This window comes from Thioalkalivibrio sp. ALE20 (assembly GCF_000381405.1).
Taxonomy (GTDB): Bacteria; Pseudomonadota; Gammaproteobacteria; order Ectothiorhodospirales; family Ectothiorhodospiraceae; genus Thioalkalivibrio.
Window position 1 is genome coordinate 73,930 of sequence record NZ_KB906474.1, and the last position, 17,832, is coordinate 91,761.

The following is a 17,832-nucleotide window of genomic DNA, read 5'->3' on the forward strand; positions in this document are numbered from 1 at the left end:
ACCGGGGCTCCCCGGAAACAACGGGGCCACGAGGCCCGTCACCCCGTGGCCCCCGCATGTCCTGCAATTCAGTCTTCGTCGTCGTCGACTTCGACCGGCTGCTGCACGACCTGACGGCCGCGATAGAAACCATCCGGCGTCACGTGATGCCGGCGATGGATCTCGCCCGTGGTCGGATCGGTGGACAGGGTCGCGCCCTTGAGCCCGTCGTGGGAACGGCGCATGTCGCGCTTGGAACGGGTCTTGCGGCGTTGCTGAACGGCCATGATGAATCTCCAGATTGAAGCCAGTTGGTACGGATAGCCCGTGAAACGGGCGGCAGTATAGCGTTTCACCGCGGCGAATGCCCGCCCCGGTCCCCGCGGTCGGGTCAGGAATCGTCCCCGCGGCCGGCAAGGTCGTCCTTCAGCCCGGCCAGCACCGCAAACGGATTCTCGCGTCCCTCACCCTCGGCGAATTCGTCCGTCCGACCGGTGTTGCAGTCCTCGTGGCGCGGCACCAGCGGCCAGGCCAGCAGGACCTCCTCCTCCACCCAGTCGCGCGGGCGCAGCAGGCCCTCGGCATCCAGCTCGATGAAGTCGTCACCGGCGTCGAGGCCCTCGATGGAGCCCTCCAGCGGCACCAGCACCGCGTCCGGCGTCAGGCGAAAACGCCAGGCCATCGGCTGCAGACAGCGCTGACACTCGTGCCACAGCTCGCCCTCGATGGTCCCGGAGAGCCGCAGCTCGCCCAGCGCCCCCCGCCGGATCTCGAAGCGCGCCGCCACATGCAGCGGATGGCCCTCCAGCGACTCGGCACGCAGACGCGGCAGATCGCCGGCCACGAGCGCGTCCATGACGAACTCGCGCTGCTGGACGCGGGGCTGCTGCGGATCAAGTGAGGCGGGGACGCGGCTCATACAAACGGGACCGTGTACAAGGGCGCGGATTATGCGCGCGCGCGAACAGGGCGTCAAACCGAAACAGAAACTTGCGAGCACCCCCCGGGCGTGTCGATACTGCGGTTTCGAGGGTCGCCCGGAGAGCGATGTTGATCCGCAAACTCCTGATCGCCAACCGCGGCGAGATCGCCGTCCGGATCATCCGCGCCTGCCGCGAGCTGGGCGTCACGCCGGTGGCCGTACATACGGACGCCGACCGCCACGCCCTGCATGTCCATCGCGCGGCGGAAGCGGTCGACCTCGGCCCCGACACCGAGTCCGGTTACCTCGACACCGCCCGACTGGTGGAAGCCGCCCGGGCGCGGGGCTGCGACGCCGTGCATCCGGGCTACGGCTTCCTGTCGGAAAACGCCGATTTTGCCGAAGCCGTCACGCAGGCCGGCCTGATCTGGGTGGGTCCGCCGGCCGAGGTCATCCGGCGCATGGGCGACAAGGTCGCCGCGCGGGCGACCATGCAGGCGGCCGGTGTCCCGGTCACGCCCGGATCCGACGGCAACCTCGCCGATGCCGAGGAAGCCCGCGCGGTGGCCGACCGCATCGGCTACCCGGTGATGCTCAAGGCGACCAGCGGGGGCGGCGGACGCGGGATTCGCCTGTGCGAGGACGCCGCCGCGGTGGAGCGGCAGTTCGAACGCGTACGCTCGGAGGCCACGCGGGCCTTCGGCCGTACCGAGATCTTCCTCGAGAAGGCGGTGCTCAATCCACGCCACATCGAAGTCCAGATCCTCGCCGATGCCGCCGGCCGCGCCGTCCACCTGTACGAGCGCGACTGCTCCATCCAGCGGCGTCACCAGAAACTCCTGGAGATCGCCCCGTCGCCGGCCCTGACGAGCGACCAGCGGGAACACCTCGGCGCCCTGGCGGTGCGCGCCGCCGAAGCGGCGGGCTACCGCAACGCGGGGACGGTCGAGTTCCTCCTGGACCATGAAGGGTCCTTTCATTTCATGGAGATGAACACGCGTCTTCAGGTGGAACATCCGGTCACCGAAATGATCACCGGCATCGATCTGGTCCAGGCGCAGCTGCGCGTGGCGGCCGGTGAACCACCGGGATTCATCCAGGCCGACATCCATCCGCGCGGGATGGCGATCGAATTCCGCATCAATGCCGAAGACCCGGCGAACGACTTCCGGCCCGACACGGGCCGGATCACGCGTTTCGTGCCGCCCGGGGGCCCGGGGGTGCGCACCGACAGCGCGCTGTACGACGGTTACGTGATCCCGTCGAATTTCGACTCGATGTGCGCCAAGCTGATCGTTCACGCCGATACCTGGCCCGCCCTGCTGGCCCGTTGCCAGCGTGCCCTGAACGACCTCGAACTGCGCGGCGTACACAGCACCGTGCCTTACCACCTGGCCATTCTGGACGATCCGGATTTCCGCAGCGGCCACTTCGACACCGGATTCATCGAAGCCCGACCCGGGCTGGCACACCTCCGGCCGCGGCCCGATCCGCGCCGCCGGGCGGCACTGGTGGCGGCCGCGATCGCCGCCCATCACGGCCTGCACACATGGGCATGATGAGCCGACCATCCCTTTCCCACCTGCCAATGGACCGCCCATGGACCGCGTTCGCCTGACCGACGTGACCCTGCGCGACGGGCACCAGTGCCTGATCGCGACCCGCCTGCGGACCGAGGACATGCTGCCGGCCTGTGCGCAGCTGGATGCCATCGGTTTCCACTCACTGGAGGTCTGGGGCGGCGCCACCTTCGACGCCTGCCTGCGCTACCTGGGCGAGGACCCGTGGGAACGGCTGCATCGCCTGAAGGCCGCCCTGCCCCGCACCCCGCTGCAGATGCTGCTGCGTGGCCAGAATCTGCTGGGCTATCGCCATTATGCCGACGACGTGGTGCGCGCCTTCGTGGATCGCGCGGTGGCAGGCGGGATCGACATCATCCGCATCTTCGACGCGATGAACGATGCGCGAAACCTTCGGGTGGCGATCGAGGCGACCCGCGAGGCCGGGGCCCACGCCCAGGGCACGCTCTGCTACACCACCGGGCCGGTGCATGACAGCGGCCAGTTCGTGGCGCTGGCGCGCGAACTCACGGCCATGGGGGCGCAGAGCATCGCGATCAAGGATATGGCCGGCCTGCTGACACCTTCGGCCACGCGCGAACTGGTCACCGAACTGGTCGACGCCCTGGACGTACCCGTGCATCTGCATGCCCACGCGACCTCGGGCCTGTCCGAGCTGTGCCACTGGGAGGCGATCCGTGCCGGCTGCCGGCACATCGAAACCACGCTGACGCCATTCGCCGGCGGTACCAGCCACCCGCCGACCGAGAGCATGGTGGCCGCACTGGCCGGCACGGAACACGACACCGGCCTTGACCTGGAAGCCCTGCAGACCGTCGCCCGCCATTTCCACGACGTACGGCCGAAGTACCACCGCTTCGAGAGCCGCTTCACCGGGGTGGACACCCGGGTTCAGGTCAACCAGGTGCCCGGCGGCATGGTCTCGAATCTCGCCAGCCAGCTGCGCGAACAGGGTGCCCTGGACCATTTCGACGCGGTGCTGGAGGAAGTGCCGCGGGTACGCGAGGACCTCGGATACCCGCCGCTGGTCACCCCGACCTCGCAGATCGTGGGCACCCAGGCGGTGATGAACGTGCTCGGCGGAGAGCGCTACGCCCATGTCAGCAACGAAGTGAAGCGCTATCTCGGCGGGCACTATGGCCGGGCCCCGGGACCGGTGAATGCCGAAGTGCGCCGCCGGGCGATCGGCGACGAGCCGGTGCTGGAAGAACGGCCCGCCGATCACCTGGAACCCGAGATGGAACGGCTGACCGCCGAGGCCGGGGATCTGGCCGAATCACCGGAGGACGTCCTGACCTGCGCGCTGTTCCCCGAGATCGGCCGACGCTTCCTCGAGGACCGGCGTGCCGGGACCCTCGCCCCGGAACCCCTGGACCTGCCCGGCGATGACCGCCCCGGCTGCCCCGCGCCGCGGCGTTTCATCCTGCAGCTCGACGGCGAAGACCACGAGATCGAGATCCGCGGCAGCGGACCCCGCGACGATGGCAACCGGACCCTGTTCCTCAGCGTGGACGGCCTGCCCGAAGAGGTTGGCGTGCACACCCTGGATACCCAGGTCACCGGCCCCTCCGGGACGTCCGCAGCGGAGTCGGCGGCGCCATCCGCCGGCGGCGCCGCGGGGCCGCCGGCCGGCCCCGGGGATGTCACTACTACCCTGCCCGGTACCGTGGTGGACATCCTGGTGGCCCCGGGCGACCCGGTGGAGGCCGGGCAGGCGGTGGTGGTGGTCGAGGCCATGAAGATGGAATCCGAACTGGTCGCCCCCGCCGCAGGCACCGTGACCGCAGTCCATGTAGAGCGCGGCGCCGCGGTGACCGCCGGGTGCGTGCTGGTCACTGTCGAAACCGCCGTCGCCACGGGAGACTGAGCCATGCCATCGCCGGAACGCAGCGTCATCCTTGCCTCGACCTCGCCCTATCGCGCACAGCTGCTGCAGCGTCTGGCGCTGCCGTTCGGCACCGATGCCCCCACCGTGGACGAACAGCCGTACCCCGGCGAAGCACCGGCGGATCTGGTCCGCCGCCTGGCCGAAGCCAAGGCACGCGCGGTCAGCGGGCGCCACGGCGACGCCCTGATCATCGGTTCCGACCAGAACGCCGCCCATGCCGAGCGCATCCTGGGCAAACCCGGAGACGAAACAAGCGCCCGCGAGCAACTGGCAATGCTTTCGGGGGGCACGGTCACCTTCCACACCGGGCTTTGTCTGCTGGACACCGCAACCGGCGAGGCACAAGTGGAAGAGATCCCCTGCCGGGTGACCTTCCGCGATCTGGACGCCGCCGAGATCGCCGCGTACGTACGCCAGGACCAGCCGCTGGACTGCGCCGGCAGTTTCCGTTCGGAGGGTCTTGGCATCAGCCTGTTCGAACGCATGGACACCGAGGACCCCACCGCACTGGTCGGCCTGCCCCTGATCCGCCTGGCCGCCCTGCTGCGCGCGGCGGGCGTGAGCGTTCCCCCGCGTACCTGAATCCGGGACATTGGTCCGGCAGCGGTTTGCGGGTATGATTCGCGCGACTGACTGCAGCCATTGCCCGGTGATCCCCTGATGAATTCGTCGCAGGAGCTGCTCGACCATCTGAGCCGCAACAGCGCGCCCTACGAGGATCCGCTCCTGCGAGTGGAATGGGAGGCGTTGTCCCTGGACGATTTCTGGATCCCGGAGCCGGCCATCTCGCTGTACGGCACGCCGGAATACGACCGCCTGTCCGATGCGCTCAAACGGCGCCTGTCGCAATACGAATTCATCTACTTCATCAGCGGGGCCCTGTGGCTGGAGGGGCTGTTCATGGAGCGCATCGCGCGCATCTCGATGCACTCCGCCGACCGCCTCGACCGGCTCAATTACCGTCTGCACGAACTGCGCGAAGAAGCCGGTCACAGCCTGATGTTCATCGAGTTCATGCGGCGCAGCGGTCTGGAACTGCCGCTCCGGCGGTTCCCCAAGCCGCGCATGGCCACGCTGGTCGGACGCTTCGCCCCGTTCGAATCGGCGGTGTTCTGGATTGCGGTGATGATCGGCGAAGAGGTCCCCGACCGCATGAACCGGCTGATCCGCCGCCACCGCGAGACCATCAGCCCCACGGTGCACGACGTGGTCACCACGCACATGATCGACGAGGCGCGGCACATGGCCCACGCCCGGGATACGCTGGAACAGCACATGGAAACCCTGCCGAACTGGCAGAAGATGCTGTACCGGCCGCTGATGCGCCGGGTGTTCCGCCAGTTCGTGCACGCGTTCTATTACCCCACGCAGGACATCTATCAGCTGGCCGGGCTGCCCGAGGGCCCCGACTACTGCCGCGTCGCCCGCAACAATCCGCAGCGCGCCGCGTTCATCGACGACTGCGTGGACCCCGCCCTGCAGCTCCTGCGCGAACAGGGCCTGGTGCTGCACTGGCGCTGACTCGAACCGGCCGCTGATCCGGATCACGGATCCCGAGCGGCACGATGCGCTACCCTTCGGCCCATGCGCCCGACCCGCCGCCTCCGCCCCGCACTCTCCACGCGCCACCAGATCGAACTGGGCGTGTTCGTCGTGGTGCTGGTCGCCATTGCGCTGCGGGTATGGCTGCAGCCCGCGCCGGTCACCGAGCAGATCCAGTTCCGCGAGGAACTGCGGGTGGCCTTCGTGGAACATGCCCTGGGCCGCTCCGACCTGGCGGACTACGGGGGGCGCGAACAACTGGAACTGGAGCTCCTCGACCGCCTCGCCGAGCGTCTGGGCGTTTCCCTGGAGGTCCGGCGCGTGGAACGCCCCGCGGATGTCCACGCCCTGCTCCGGGCCGGTCGCGTCGATCTGGGAGCCGGTCTTCTTGTGCCGCCGGGCGACGATGCCGGACTGCGACGGGGCCCCGAGATTCTCGAGGTTCAGCGTATCCTGGCCTACTGGCGGGGTTCCGCGAACGGCGGCCCCCTGCTGTCGCCCATGGACATCCCCGCAGGCAGCCGGATCGGCGTCCCCGCCGGGGCATCGCTGCCGCCCATGCTGCATCGCCCGCACCGGGAGAATGGCCAGGATGATGTCGCCACCACGGCCCCGCATGAAGTCCTGCCCCTGCCCGGGCCGGAGCGGATGCGCGACGCCCTGGAGCGCGGCGAGATCGATTTTGCCCTGATGACATCGCTGGAATACCGGCGCCTGCAGCGGCTGCATCCCGAACTGCGTGCCGGCTACGAACTGGCCGGCACCACCCCGCTGGTCTGGCTGTTTCCCGACCGTGGCGACACCAGCCTGGAACGTGAAGCCGGACGCTTCCTGCAGTCCCTGCGGGACACCGGTGAACTGGAACGGCTACTGGACCGTTACCTCGGCCACCTGGAGACCCACGACCTGGTGGACACCCTGACCTTCGAGCGACGCGTCCATGACCGTCTGGAACGTTTTCGCGATCTGTTCGAGGCCGCCGGCGAGGAATACAACCTCGACTGGCGCTTCATTGCCGCCGTGGCCTATCAGGAATCGCACTGGAACCCCGACGCGGTCTCGCCCACGGGGGTGCGGGGCCTGATGATGCTGACCCGGGCCACCGCGCAGGATCTGGGGATCCCCGACCGCACCGATCCACAGGCTTCGGTGGACGGAGGCACGCGCTACCTCCTGCAGATGCGCGAACGCCTCCCCGAAAGCATCCCCGAACCGGACCGCACCTGGATGACCCTGGCCGCCTACAACGTGGGCCTGGGGCATGTGAACGACGCACGTGCGCTGGCCGCCAACAACGGCGACGATCCGGACCGCTGGGTCGACGTGAAGGAATGGCTGCCGCGACTGGCCGAATCCCGCTGGTACGAACAGACCCGGCACGGCTACGCCCGCGGCTGGGAGCCGGTCAGCTACACCCGCAATATCCGCAGTTACTACGACAAGCTGATGCAGCGCTTCCCCGAACCCGGCGATCGCGCGCAGCCCCCCGCCCCCGGTTACCGCAACACCCCCCTGGCACTGTAGCCGGGTTATTCGGCACGCCCGCCCGACGATCCGGCACAGTAGCGTGCCAGCGGGGACACGTCGGCGTCACCGCGCCCGTCCGCGCAGGCGGCGTCCACGGCAGCGCCGATCCGCCGGACCCCGTCCAGTTCCAGACCCGTGCGCCGGGCCAGCTCGGCCACGATCCCGGCGTCCTTCTGGTAGAGTCCCAGCTGGAACCCGGGCTCGAAGTCGCCGTCCAGCAGCCGCTGGCCGTGCACCTCGAGGATCCGCGATCCGGCAAAACCGCCCAGCAGCGCCTCGCGGATGCGTGCGGGATCCACGCCCTGCCCCTCGGCCAGCGCAAAGGCCTCGCCGATCGCCGCCAGGGTTTCGCCGACCACCAGCTGGTTGCAGGCCTTGGCGATCTGCCCGGCACCGCTGTCACCGACATGGGTGAGCGTGGAGCCCACGGCCTCCAGCAGGGGCCGGATCTGCTCGACCGCGTCCGCGGGCCCGCCGATCATCAGGCTCAGGGTACCGGCGCGGGCACCGGGCTCGCCCCCCGAAACCGGGGCGTCGATGAACACCATGTCACGCTCCGCCGCGGCGCGTGCGAGCTCGCGGGAACGTACCGGCTCGATGGTGCTGTGGTCGATGATGATCAGGCCCGGACGACCGTGTTCGAGCACCCCGCCGGGCCCCTCCATCAGGGCCGCGACGTCGGGCGTGTCCGAAACGTTGAGCACCAGGACGCAGACCTGCGCGAGCAGCCCGGCCAGATCCCCGTGCACCCGGGCACCCTCCGGTTCGAGGGCCCGCGCCTGTTCCGGACGTCGGGCCCAGACATGCACCTCGGCCCCCGCAGCAAGCAGGTTGCGGGTCATGGGCCCGCCCATGATGCCCAGGCCCACGCAGCCGACCGGCTGCAACGCGGCGGGGATCGTCGCTGACGACATGGAAAACTCCTCGGACTGGAAATCCGGCCAACGTAGCAGAAAAGGAGCCCGCATTGATTCGCAACCTCAGTCCGCACGCCACCGGTGCCCTGTTCGCGTTCATCGGAGTCATGGCGATCAGCTTCGACGGCCTGCTGGTGCGCCTCGCCGATGCCAGCGCGCCGGACATCCTGTTCTGGCGCGGCCTGTTCATGGCGATCACCCTCACCGTCGTGCTGCGGCTGATGAACGGGCGCTGGAGCTGGGCCTGCATGCGGCGCGGCGGCATGGACGCGTGGTGGACCGCGACCGGATTCGCTGCCACCAACTATCTGTTCGTCCTCGCGGTTTTGCATACTACCGTCGCGAATGCCGTGGTCATCCTCGCCGCCTCGCCGCTGTTCGCGGCCCTGTTTTCGGGCCTGATCCTGCACGAATGGATCCCGCTGCGGACCTGGGTCGCGATCCTGCTCAGCCTGGCCGGCATCGTCGGCGTGTTCGCCGGCTCGCTGGAAACCGGCGGCTGGCTGGGGGACCTGTTCGCGCTGGGCGCGGCCATGGTGGTCGGCCTCAAGCTGACCCTGCTGCGCCGTTCGCCGCAGATCGACCGGCTCGCGGTGATCGCCACCGGCGGCCTTCTGGGCGCGGCGATTGCGCTCTTCTTTGCCGCGCCGCTGGCGGTGTCGGCCACCAGCCTGGCCACGCTGCTGCTGATGGGCGCGGTCCAGCTGCCACTGGCGCTGGTGATGATCGCCCTGGCCACCCGCCACCTCCCGGCCGGGGAAGTCGCCCTGTTCCTGGTCCTGGAAGCGGTATTCGGTACCCTGTGGGTCTGGCTGTTCCTGGCCGAGGCGCCGCCGCTGATGACGCTCGTCGCGGGGACGGCCGTTCTGGTGACCCTGGCCCTGCACGCGCTGGCCAGCTGGCGCGACGAGGCACGCTGAAAGCCGGTTATACTCGGCGACAAGGAACAGTACGGGGAGCCCCATGCCGGGAAGGCACGATCCACCCGCGAAGAACCACGGACATCCGGCATGGATGTTCGCGGTACTGGCCTGGATACTGATGGGCTTCCTGCTGCTGTCGCTCGCCGGCGGCACCGCCCAGGCCCAGACCCCGGGTGGCGAACCCGACGACGCCGACGGGGCCGCCCCCACCATCACCCTGCATTTCTTCTGGACCCGCGAGTGTCCGCGCTGCCTCGACGCACTGCCCGTGGTCCATCAGCTGGCGCAGGACTACCCCTGGCTGGACGTGCGCAGCTACGACCTGACCGCACACCCGCAACTGGGCTCGATCTACCGCCAGATGGCCGCCGAACGCGACGAGCAGGCCCGGGCGGTACCCGGTTTCCTGTTCTGCGGGGCGATGCTGGAGGGGTTCGACACGCGCGGACGTCAGGAGGCCCGGCTGCGCGAATTGCTGGAGACCTGTCACCGGCGGGTTCAGGCCGGCGAACCGCCCGAGCTGGAACGCGCGCTGTGGACCGGGGCCGAGCCGCTGCGCCTGCCCCTGTTCGGCGAGCTGCACCCCGACCGGCTGTCCCTGCCGGCGCTGACGCTGATCCTCGCGGGCTTCGACGCGTTCAATCCCTGCGCCTTCTTCGTCCTCTTGTTCCTGCTGAGCGTGGTGGTGCACAGCCGCAGTCGGGGCCGCATCCTTCTGATCGGAGGGGTCTTCGTGGCCATCTCCGGGGTCATCTACTTCACCTTCATGACCGCCTGGCTGAACGCCTTCCTGGTACTCGGCGAGATGCCTCTGATCACGCGCATCGCCGGGGCCGTGGCGCTGGCGATGGCGTTGATCAACATCAAGGACTACTTCCTGTTCAAGCGCGGGGTATCGCTGAGCATCCCGGATTCGGCCCGGCCGGGCCTGTTCCGCCGCATGCGCGAGCTGACCCAGGCCGACAGCCTGCCCTGGGTGCTGGGCGCCACCGTGGTCCTGGCGGTGGTGGTCAACCTCTACGAGATCCTGTGCACCCTGGGCTTCCCGATGATCTACACCCGGATCCTGACCACCCACGATCCCGGCGCGGTGAGCTATTACGGCTATCTGGTCGCGTACAACCTGATCTACGTGCTGCCGATGCTGGCGATCGTCGCGCTGTTCGCCTTCACCCTGGGCAACCGCAAGCTGCAGGAACACGAGGGACGCCTGCTCAAACTGCTGTCCGGGATGATGATGCTGGCGCTGGGCCTGTTACTGCTGCTGCGCCCGGACCTGCTCTCCAGCCCGGCGTTCGCGATCGGGGCGATCGGCGTGGCCGTCCTGCTGACGCTGATCATCCGCCGGCTCACCCGAACGCGCGCCTCGAGCTGAGATAACTCCTGTCACACCGAGCTTGCCCGCACGCGAATGCAGCCGCGGCCGCTCCTGCGATACCTCCACCACACCTGCCTGTGGGAGCGTGCTTGCACGCGAACGCGACATGCGCCGGCAAGAATCTCCCGGCAATCACACCCGGGCCGTCGGCTCGAACGGGACGACCAGGGCCTGCTCCTCCTCCTGCATCCGCTCGCGTTCTTCCTCGGCCGCATCCTGCAGCCCGAAGAACCACACCACGAACAGCAGCGTGAACACCACGAAGAACGCCATGCCCGCCCACGAGAGCACGTGCAGCACCGGTCCCGGGCGATCCTTTTCCGGCACCTCGGGGCGCTGGATGGCGCGATAGTTGAGCCAGGCGAACACCGGCGAGGTCAGGAACGACACCACCATCGCGAACTGCAGCATCGCCAGCAGATCGGTCAGCAGGAACTGAATGATCACGATGCAGGCCACCACCGTGAACAGCAGCCATGCGACCAGCGTGCGCCGCAGCCCCGTCTCCGGGCGGTCGAACAGCAGCAGGGTGCTCATCGCCAGTGAGCGCGGCCAGCCGTCCATGCAGGTCAGGGTAGTACTGAACATCGCCGAAAACGCCGCCAGCACGATCAGCCAGTGCGCCCAGTCGCCGATGGTCGAGGTATACATCTCGATGAAGCGAGCGGAGAACTCGCCGGCCGTCATGTCAGCCAGCTCGATCCCTGCGCCCGCGCGGTACATCACCAGCGCACCCAGGGCGAGGAAGAACACCGCCAGGACCACGGTCACGATGTAGCCGATGTGGAAATCGGTGGTCGACTCGCCCACCGTGGCGCGGTGGCCGGTCTCGATCTCGCGCGAAGTCCGCCACAGCGACGGCCACGCCGCGATGTCGATGGGCGCCGGCATCCAGCCCATGAACATGATGATGAAGCCGATGGAGGCAAGGTCCCACGGGTCGCGCCCGACGAACCCCTCGGGGATCTCCGCGCTCTGCCAGATCGCCACGATCACCGCGGTCAGGGTGGACACCGCCAGCAGGAACACCACCACCTTGGCGATCTTGTCCAGCAGCTGATAATGCCCGGCGATGATGATGGCGGCACACAGCAACAGGATGCCGATGGCGATCCCGGTCACGTAATCGGCGGCATCCACGAACGGGAACGCCAGAAACAGACTGGCGGAGATGAACGCGACCCCCGCGGTATTGAGGAAGGCATTGACCAGATTCAGGCCAAAGAAGGCCGCGAGGAAGCCCTTCCCCATGCGCCGGTAGCCATGCAGGATCGTGTCACCCGTGGCCGCGCGGTACTTCACCGCGTACAGGAAGAACGGGTACTTGAACAGGTTGGCCAGCAGCAACAATCCCAGCAGGGACCAGCCGTAGAGTGCACCGGCCTGGGTCGAGGACACCAGATGGGAACCGCCGATCGCGGCGCCGGCCATCAGGATGCCCGGCCCGATCGCCTTGCCCAGATCCGTCCGGGGCTGCCAGAACAACTGCATGGATCACCTCGCGTTGGCCGGAACAGTCAGCCGCACCCGGGGCAGCACGGACTCGATCAGCGCTGCAGCTTCGCAGGGGGCCACCTGCCCTTGTGGGAGCGCGCTTGCGCGCGAACGCGGCGAAGGGTAGCGCATTGCCCGGGCGACGACCATGGGCACCGGAAATCCCCGCGCGGTCCTGCCCCCTTCGCGGCACCCGGCGGGAACGCCTTACACTGTGCGGGACCCCGACTACTCGTTTTGCGAAAAGGACACCCCTTGACCGCCATCCGCATCCAGGACCTGCGCAAGTGGTACGACGGCACGCCGGTGGTGGACGGCGTCAATCTGGACATCCCGGAAGGCGAGTTCTTCGGCCTGCTGGGCCCCAACGGCGCGGGCAAGACCACCACCCTGCGCATGTTGCTGGGTCTCAGCCCCGTCGATGCCGGTCACATCGAGGTGCTCGGCGAGACGATGCCCGAAGGCGAGCGCCGGATCCGTCACCGCCTCGGGGTGGTCCCTCAGTTCGATACCCTCGACCCGGATTTCACGGTGAGCGAGAACATGTTCACCTACGCGTCCTACTTCGGCCTGTCCGGCCCGGCGCTGCAGGCGCGGGTCGATGCCCTGCTGGAGCGGGTCAACCTGAGCGACAAGCGCGACGCGCGCATCCAGTCGCTGTCCGGGGGCATGAAACGGCGCCTGACCCTCGCCCGCGCGCTGATCAACGACCCGGCCGCGGTGATCCTCGACGAACCCACGACCGGACTCGATCCCCAGGCCCGTCACCACCTCTGGCGACAGCTGCGCGAGCTGCGGGCCTCGGGTGCCACCCTGGTGCTGACCACGCACTACATGGAGGAGGCCGAAGAGCTGTGCGACCGCATCGCGATCATCGACCATGGCCGCATCATCGCCTGTGACACGCCCGCCGGGCTGATCCGCGAGCACGTCGAGCCCTGGGTGGCCACGGTCGCCGGCCACGGCGCCGCCGCGTCCATCGAAAACGAACTGGGGCCGCGCGACCGCGCCCACCAGGTCGCCGACACCTGGCTGATCTACACCCCCGACCCGGAAGGCCTGCGCGGCCGGCTGGAGGCGCGCGGGGAACGCATGGGCCTGCGCGAGGCCAACCTCGAGGACGTCTTCCTCAAGCTCACCGGCCACGACCTGCGGGACTGAATACCCATGCGCCAGCGCACCCACCCCCTGCTGCCCCGCCCCGGCCCGCGCCTGTTCGCCGTATGGCGCCGCAACCTGCGGGTCTGGCGCAAGCTGCTGCTGCCCGCGGTGGTCGGCAACTTCGGCGAACCGATCCTCTACCTGCTGGCGTTCGGGGTCGGCTTCGGCGCCATGGTGGGCGAGGTCGACGGCATGCGCTACATGGTGTTCATCGCCTCCGGCATCGTCGCCTCCAGCGCGATGATGACCGCCAGCTTCGAGGGCATGTACTCGGCCTATACGCGCATGGCGGAACAGAACACCTGGCTCGGCATGCTCGCGACCCCGCTCACGCTGGACGACATCGTGTTCGGCGAGGCGGTGTGGGCGGCCACCAAGGGCCTGATCTCCGCGATCACCGTACTGATCGTGGCCAGCCTGCTGGGGCTGGTGGCCGATGCGCGCGCCCTGCTCGCGCTGCCGGTGATCTTCCTCGCCGCCTTCACCTTCGGCGCGCTGGCGCTGGTCGTCACCTCGCTGGCACGCAGCTACGACTTCTTCCTCTACTACTTCACCCTGGCGGTCACCCCCATGTTGCTGCTGTCCGGGGTGTTCTTCCCCCTGGAACAGCTCCCCGGCTGGGTGCAGACCCTGGCCTGGATGCTGCCGCTGGCTCATGTGATCGAGCTGGTGCGGCCCTTGATGACCGGCGAATGGCCGGTCCGCTGGCTGCCGCATCTTGCGGTCATCACTGGCTACGGGGTCCTGGCCATCAGCGTGGCCAGCTACCGCATCCGCCGCCGGCTGTTGCAATAGAGCGGGAATGTTCCAATGATGCGCGTTGTCCTCCGAAAACGAACCCTTTCCATCACCTTCAGGTACGAATCGATGAAGAACTGGCTGTTTGCAATCCTTCTGGCCCTGCCGGCCGCCGCGCTGGCGCAGAACGTGGAAATCCGTGACATCGAGGAAGGCGACGGCGACGAGGTCGTGCGTCATGACACCGTGACCGTGCATTACACCGGCTGGGTCCACGAGGATGGCGAGGATCAGGGCGAGCCCTTCGACTCCAGCCGTGAACGTGGCCAGCCGTTCAGCCTGACCCTGGGCGCCGGCGAGGTCATCCCCGGCTGGGAGAAGGGCCTGGAAGGCATGCGCGAAGGCGGCGAGCGCGAGATCATCATCCCGCCGGAACTGGGCTACGGTTCGCGCGGCGCCGGTGACGTGATCCCGCCGGATGCCACCCTGCGCTTCGAGGTGGAGATCCTGGAGGTGGAACCGGCCCCGTTCGGCGGACTCGACAATGACGAACTGGCCGGGATGCTGGAACGCGACGACGTGACCGTGGTCGACATCCGCCGGCCCGACGAATGGGCCGAGACCGGGGTGGTCGAAGGCAGCCTGCGCATGACCGCCTTCGACGAACGCGGCCAGTTCATTCCGCAATTCGGTCAGGCGTTCACCGATGCGGTAGACCCGGATGACACCGTGGTCCTGATCTGCCGCACCGGCAGCCGCACCGGCGTACTGGCTCGCGCGCTGGCCGACGGTCTGGGGTACGAGGACGTCCATAACGTCACCGACGGCATCAAGCACTGGCTGGAAGAAGACCGCGTGGTGCAGCACGACTGCCCCGACACCGAGGAGACGGCGGTTTGCTGATGCGGCGGCATGGCGGCCCCGGTGCCCTGGGTCTGGTCCTGCTGCTGCTCGCTGCCCCGGCACCGGGCGAAGAAGACAACCGCGAGGAACTGCCGACGGTCATTCCCGAGCCGGTGACCACCACGCATTCGCTTGAAACGGTGGACGGCGAACGGCTGGAATACCGCGCGACGGTCGGCTACACCCCGCTGGGCGAGGATCGCGAACACCCCGAGGCACGGGTCTTCAGCGTGGCCTACACGGTGGAGGATGAAGACACCGACCGCCCGGTGACCTTCCTGTTCAACGGCGGCCCGGGGGCGGCCTCCGCCTATCTCAACGTCGGCGGGCTCGGCCCGCGCGTGCTGGACACCGACGAGCGTGGCCTCTCGGCCACCACCCCGCCGCGCCTGGTGGACAACCCGAAGACCTGGCTGGCGTTTACCGACCTCGTCTTCGTGGATCCGCCGGGCACCGGTTTCAGTCGGGTGATGGAGGCCGGCGATCCCGAAGATTTCTTCGAGCCGGAGGGCGACCTGGCCGCCCTGGAAGAAACCCTGGAACGCTGGCTGGACGACCACGGACGGCGCGGCGACCCGGTGTACCTCGGCGGGGAAAGCTATGGCGGCTATCGCGCCGGTGCCCTGCCCGCGCGGCTGATGCGCAACTCCGGCATCAGCGTCTCGGGCACGGTGCTGGTCTCCCCCGCGCTGGATTTCGGCATGCTCGAGGGCGGCACCGGCCGTCCGCTCCCGCACGCCCTGATGCTGCCGGCGCTGACCGCCTCGGCACGCGCGCATGACCGCCTGGGCGATGACCCGCCGAGCCTCGAGCAGGCGGAGGCATTCGCGCTGGGGGACTATCTCGAGGGGCTGCTGCACCCGGGACGGATCGACGCCGACTGGATCGATGAGGTGGCCCGCTTCACCGGCATCGACCGCGACCACCTGCGCGCGACCGGCGGCCGCATCACCCTGAACATGGCGCAGCGTGGCCTGCTGCGAGACGAGGGCCGGCTGGTCAGCCTGTACGATGGCGGGATCGATTCGCCGGATCCGGTCCCGACCCGCACGCGGCCGCGGGCCGATGCCATCCTCGACGGTCTGGTGGCCCCGCTGTCCACCGCCATGCTGGACCACCTGCGCAACACCCTGGACTGGTCGCACGGGCATCAGTATCGCCTGCTCAGCCGCGAAGTCTTCGGTGCCTGGGACTGGGACAGCTCGCAGCGCACCGGCCCGGCCTCGGCGATGGACGACCTGGCCACCGCCCTGGCACTGGATCCCCGCTTTCGCATCTTCAGCGTGCACGGCGAGGCCGACCTGATCACCCCCTATTTCGCCACCGAATGGCTGCTGGGGCAGATCGCGCATGCCGCGGACCCGGACGACGACGAGCGCATTGTCACCGGCCGCTATCCCGGCGGGCACATGCTGTACATGCGTGCCGACACCAACGCCGAGCTGTTCGACGACGCCCGGCGCTTCTACACCGGACACGCAGCGGACCCCGACTGACCGCTTGCCGACCCGGGCACCCTCCAGTTACTGTAATTATGAACAGTATCCGGAGCCGCCCCGTGTCGTCCGTCCCGTCGCTCACCCCGCGCCAGCAGGCCATCCTCGACTACATCACCGAGGTGGTGACCACCCAGGGCACCGCGCCCACGCGCAACGAGATCGCCACGGCCTTCGGTTTCCGCTCGCCCCATGCGGCGGAATGCCACCTCAAGGCCCTGGCGCGCAAGGGTGCGATCGAACTGGTGGGCGGGGCGGCCCGCGGGATCCGCCTGTCCCCCGACACGCGCCCCTCGCCCGCCACGCCGTCCGGGGCGGAGGGCATTCCCCTGATCGGCCGGGTCGCGGCCGGCTCGCCGCTGCTGGCCACCGAACACATCGAGGGGCACTACCAACTCGGCGACGCCCTGTTCCGCGCCCGCCCCGACTACCTGCTGCGGGTACACGGCGAAAGCATGCGTGATGCCGGCATCCTCGACGGTGACCTGCTCGCCGTGCGCCGCACGCCGGAGGCCCGGGATGGCCAGATCGTGGTCGCGCGCATCGAGGACGAGGTCACGGTCAAGCGCTTCCACCACGATGGTTCGCGGATCCGCCTGCTGCCCGAAAATCCCGATTTCGCCCCCATCGAGATCGATCCCGAACGCCGCGAACTGGCGATCGAAGGGATCGGTGTGGGCGTGCTGCGCGATCTGGAAAGGGAATGAGCCGCGCCCTGGACTCGCTGCTGGAACACCCGTCCCTGTGGCGCGGCCGCCAGGGCGCCCCCGCCAGCGGCGACGCGGTCTGGCCGGCGGGGACACCCGAACTGGAAACGGCCCTGGGCGGCGGCTGGCCGCGCGGCCAGCTGGTGGAACTGCTGGGCGCGCCCTTCGGCAGCGGCGAGACCCGCCTGCTGGTCCCGATGCTCGCCGCCTGCGGGCGCGCGCGGCTGTGGATCGCCCTGATCGGCCCGCCGGCCACCCCCTGGCTCCCCGGCTGGCAACAGCTGGGCATTCCCCCGGAGCGGGTCCTGCTGGTGCGGGCCGACCAGGACGGCGAACGCCTGTGGAGTGCGGAACAGTGCCTGCGCGACCCGGCCTTTGGCGTGTTGCTGATCTGGATCCATGGCCCCGCGGAGACCGCACGGCTGCGGCGTCTGCGCCTGGCGGCCGGCGAAAGCCGCGCCTGTGCCGTGCTCCATCGTCCGCCACAGGCCGCGGAACAGCCCTCACCCGCACATCAGCGCCTGCAATGGCAGCCCCATGGCCGGGGCCTGCGCCTGCACTTCATCAAGGGCAGCGGCGCCCGGTACCGGCGCGGCCGGCCGCTGGATCTCTCCGTGGCGCACCCGCCTCCCGCGGAGGGCACCCCGTGATCCCGGACACACGTCCTGCACGACCGG

General features: G+C 68.9%; 17 protein-coding genes. 13 read left to right on the top strand and 4 right to left on the bottom strand.

Annotation, left to right across the window (positions count from 1 at the left end):
• Positions 1–68: 68 nt before the first annotated feature.
• Both rpmF and F790_RS0107490 read right to left on the bottom strand, forming a co-directional pair.
• Positions 69–266 carry a 50S ribosomal protein L32 gene (gene rpmF / locus F790_RS0107485; RefSeq protein ID WP_018869358.1) on the bottom strand — a complete coding sequence of 66 codons (198 nt, stop codon included), beginning with the start codon at positions 264–266 and terminating at the stop codon, positions 69–71.
• Positions 267–370: 104 nt separating this feature from the next.
• Positions 371–898 (bottom strand): DUF177 domain-containing protein, encoded by a 528-nt coding sequence (locus F790_RS0107490; protein WP_026300845.1) that lies wholly within the window; start codon positions 896–898, stop codon positions 371–373.
• 131 nt (positions 899–1,029) lie between these two features.
• Between F790_RS0107490 and F790_RS0107495 the strand changes: the two genes are divergently transcribed.
• The 5 genes from F790_RS0107495 to mltF all read left to right on the top strand — a co-directional run bounded on the left by F790_RS0107495 (position 1,030) and on the right by mltF (position 7,435).
• Positions 1,030–2,460, top strand: a complete 1,431-nt coding sequence (locus tag F790_RS0107495) for an acetyl/propionyl/methylcrotonyl-CoA carboxylase subunit alpha (protein WP_026332891.1) — start codon at positions 1,030–1,032, stop codon at positions 2,458–2,460.
• A 40-nt stretch (positions 2,461–2,500) separates the two neighbouring features.
• The gene (gene oadA, locus F790_RS0107500) at positions 2,501–4,348 is read left to right on the top strand and encodes a sodium-extruding oxaloacetate decarboxylase subunit alpha (RefSeq protein WP_019591258.1); all 1,848 of its coding nucleotides are present in this window, start codon (positions 2,501–2,503) and stop codon (positions 4,346–4,348) included.
• 3 nt (positions 4,349–4,351) lie between these two features.
• On the top strand, positions 4,352–4,951 hold the full coding sequence (locus F790_RS0107505; RefSeq protein ID WP_019022012.1) for a nucleoside triphosphate pyrophosphatase: 600 nt from the start codon (positions 4,352–4,354) through the stop codon (positions 4,949–4,951).
• Between the two features lie 78 nt (positions 4,952–5,029).
• A complete protein-coding gene (locus tag F790_RS0107510; RefSeq protein WP_018869353.1) occupies positions 5,030–5,890 on the top strand; it encodes a diiron oxygenase in 861 nt (286 codons plus the stop codon).
• Between the two features lie 63 nt (positions 5,891–5,953).
• A complete protein-coding gene (gene mltF, locus F790_RS0107515) occupies positions 5,954–7,435 on the top strand; it encodes a membrane-bound lytic murein transglycosylase MltF (RefSeq protein WP_019591259.1) in 1,482 nt (493 codons plus the stop codon).
• Between the two features lie 5 nt (positions 7,436–7,440).
• Here mltF and F790_RS0107520 read toward each other — a convergent pair whose 3' ends face one another.
• Entirely contained in the window at positions 7,441–8,352 is a 912-nt protein-coding gene (locus F790_RS0107520) for an NAD(P)-dependent oxidoreductase (protein WP_026332892.1), read from the bottom strand.
• Positions 8,353–8,405: 53 nt separating this feature from the next.
• On the opposite strand from F790_RS0107520, the gene F790_RS0107525 reads away from it, so the two are divergent.
• Together F790_RS0107525 and F790_RS0107530 are read left to right on the top strand one after the other, a co-directional pair.
• Positions 8,406–9,275 (top strand): DMT family transporter, encoded by an 870-nt coding sequence (locus tag F790_RS0107525; RefSeq protein WP_019591261.1) that lies wholly within the window; start codon positions 8,406–8,408, stop codon positions 9,273–9,275.
• A 94-nt stretch (positions 9,276–9,369) separates the two neighbouring features.
• Complete coding sequence (locus tag F790_RS0107530) at positions 9,370–10,653, top strand: thioredoxin family protein (RefSeq protein ID WP_019591262.1); 1,284 nt, start codon at positions 9,370–9,372, stop codon at positions 10,651–10,653.
• Between the two features lie 135 nt (positions 10,654–10,788).
• On the opposite strand, the gene F790_RS0107535 is transcribed toward F790_RS0107530, so the two are convergent.
• Positions 10,789–12,147, bottom strand: a complete 1,359-nt coding sequence (locus F790_RS0107535) for an NRAMP family divalent metal transporter (protein ID WP_019022006.1) — start codon at positions 12,145–12,147, stop codon at positions 10,789–10,791.
• Between the two features lie 258 nt (positions 12,148–12,405).
• Here F790_RS0107535 and F790_RS0107540 point away from each other — a divergent pair, with 258 nt between their 5' ends.
• From F790_RS0107540 to imuA, 6 genes are all read left to right on the top strand, one after another.
• Complete coding sequence (locus F790_RS0107540; protein ID WP_019591263.1) at positions 12,406–13,311, top strand: ABC transporter ATP-binding protein; 906 nt, start codon at positions 12,406–12,408, stop codon at positions 13,309–13,311.
• 6 nt (positions 13,312–13,317) lie between these two features.
• Entirely contained in the window at positions 13,318–14,106 is a 789-nt protein-coding gene (locus F790_RS0107545; protein WP_019591264.1) for an ABC transporter permease, read from the top strand.
• A 72-nt stretch (positions 14,107–14,178) separates the two neighbouring features.
• The gene (locus tag F790_RS0107550; RefSeq protein ID WP_019591265.1) at positions 14,179–14,952 is read left to right on the top strand and encodes an FKBP-type peptidyl-prolyl cis-trans isomerase; all 774 of its coding nucleotides are present in this window, start codon (positions 14,179–14,181) and stop codon (positions 14,950–14,952) included.
• On the top strand, positions 14,952–16,448 hold the full coding sequence (locus tag F790_RS0107555; protein WP_038036628.1) for a S10 family peptidase: 1,497 nt from the start codon (positions 14,952–14,954) through the stop codon (positions 16,446–16,448). Before F790_RS0107550 ends, F790_RS0107555 begins: the two co-directional genes overlap by 1 nt.
• A gap of 38 nt (positions 16,449–16,486) precedes the next feature.
• On the top strand, positions 16,487–17,155 hold the full coding sequence (gene lexA, locus F790_RS0107560) for a transcriptional repressor LexA (protein WP_198004658.1): 669 nt from the start codon (positions 16,487–16,489) through the stop codon (positions 17,153–17,155).
• On the top strand, positions 17,152–17,805 hold the full coding sequence (gene imuA / locus F790_RS0107565) for a translesion DNA synthesis-associated protein ImuA (RefSeq protein ID WP_018869342.1): 654 nt from the start codon (positions 17,152–17,154) through the stop codon (positions 17,803–17,805). Before lexA ends, imuA begins: the two co-directional genes overlap by 4 nt.
• The last annotated feature ends 27 nt before the right edge of the window (positions 17,806–17,832 follow it).

Bases quoted from the DNA above. Each gene is read 5' to 3' on its own strand.
- rpmF (WP_018869358.1), bottom strand. From the start codon at position 266: ATGGCCGTTCAGCAACGCCGCAAGACCCGTTCCAAGCGCGACATGCGC.
- F790_RS0107520 (WP_026332892.1), bottom strand. From the start codon at position 8,352: ATGTCGTCAGCGACGATCCCCGCCGCGTTGCAGCCGGTCGGCTGCGTG.
- F790_RS0107530 (WP_019591262.1), top strand. From the start codon at position 9,370: ATGTTCGCGGTACTGGCCTGGATACTGATGGGCTTCCTGCTGCTGTCG.
- mltF (WP_019591259.1), top strand. From the start codon at position 5,954: ATGCGCCCGACCCGCCGCCTCCGCCCCGCACTCTCCACGCGCCACCAG.
- F790_RS0107535 (WP_019022006.1), bottom strand. From the start codon at position 12,147: ATGCAGTTGTTCTGGCAGCCCCGGACGGATCTGGGCAAGGCGATCGGG.
- F790_RS0107550 (WP_019591265.1), top strand. From the start codon at position 14,179: ATGAAGAACTGGCTGTTTGCAATCCTTCTGGCCCTGCCGGCCGCCGCG.
- imuA (WP_018869342.1), top strand. From the start codon at position 17,152: ATGAGCCGCGCCCTGGACTCGCTGCTGGAACACCCGTCCCTGTGGCGC.
- F790_RS0107545 (WP_019591264.1), top strand. From the start codon at position 13,318: ATGCGCCAGCGCACCCACCCCCTGCTGCCCCGCCCCGGCCCGCGCCTG.
- oadA (WP_019591258.1), top strand. From the start codon at position 2,501: ATGGACCGCGTTCGCCTGACCGACGTGACCCTGCGCGACGGGCACCAG.
- F790_RS0107555 (WP_038036628.1), top strand. From the start codon at position 14,952: ATGCGGCGGCATGGCGGCCCCGGTGCCCTGGGTCTGGTCCTGCTGCTG.
- F790_RS0107505 (WP_019022012.1), top strand. From the start codon at position 4,352: ATGCCATCGCCGGAACGCAGCGTCATCCTTGCCTCGACCTCGCCCTAT.
- lexA (WP_198004658.1), top strand. From the start codon at position 16,487: ATGAACAGTATCCGGAGCCGCCCCGTGTCGTCCGTCCCGTCGCTCACC.
- F790_RS0107490 (WP_026300845.1), bottom strand. From the start codon at position 898: ATGAGCCGCGTCCCCGCCTCACTTGATCCGCAGCAGCCCCGCGTCCAG.
- F790_RS0107510 (WP_018869353.1), top strand. From the start codon at position 5,030: ATGAATTCGTCGCAGGAGCTGCTCGACCATCTGAGCCGCAACAGCGCG.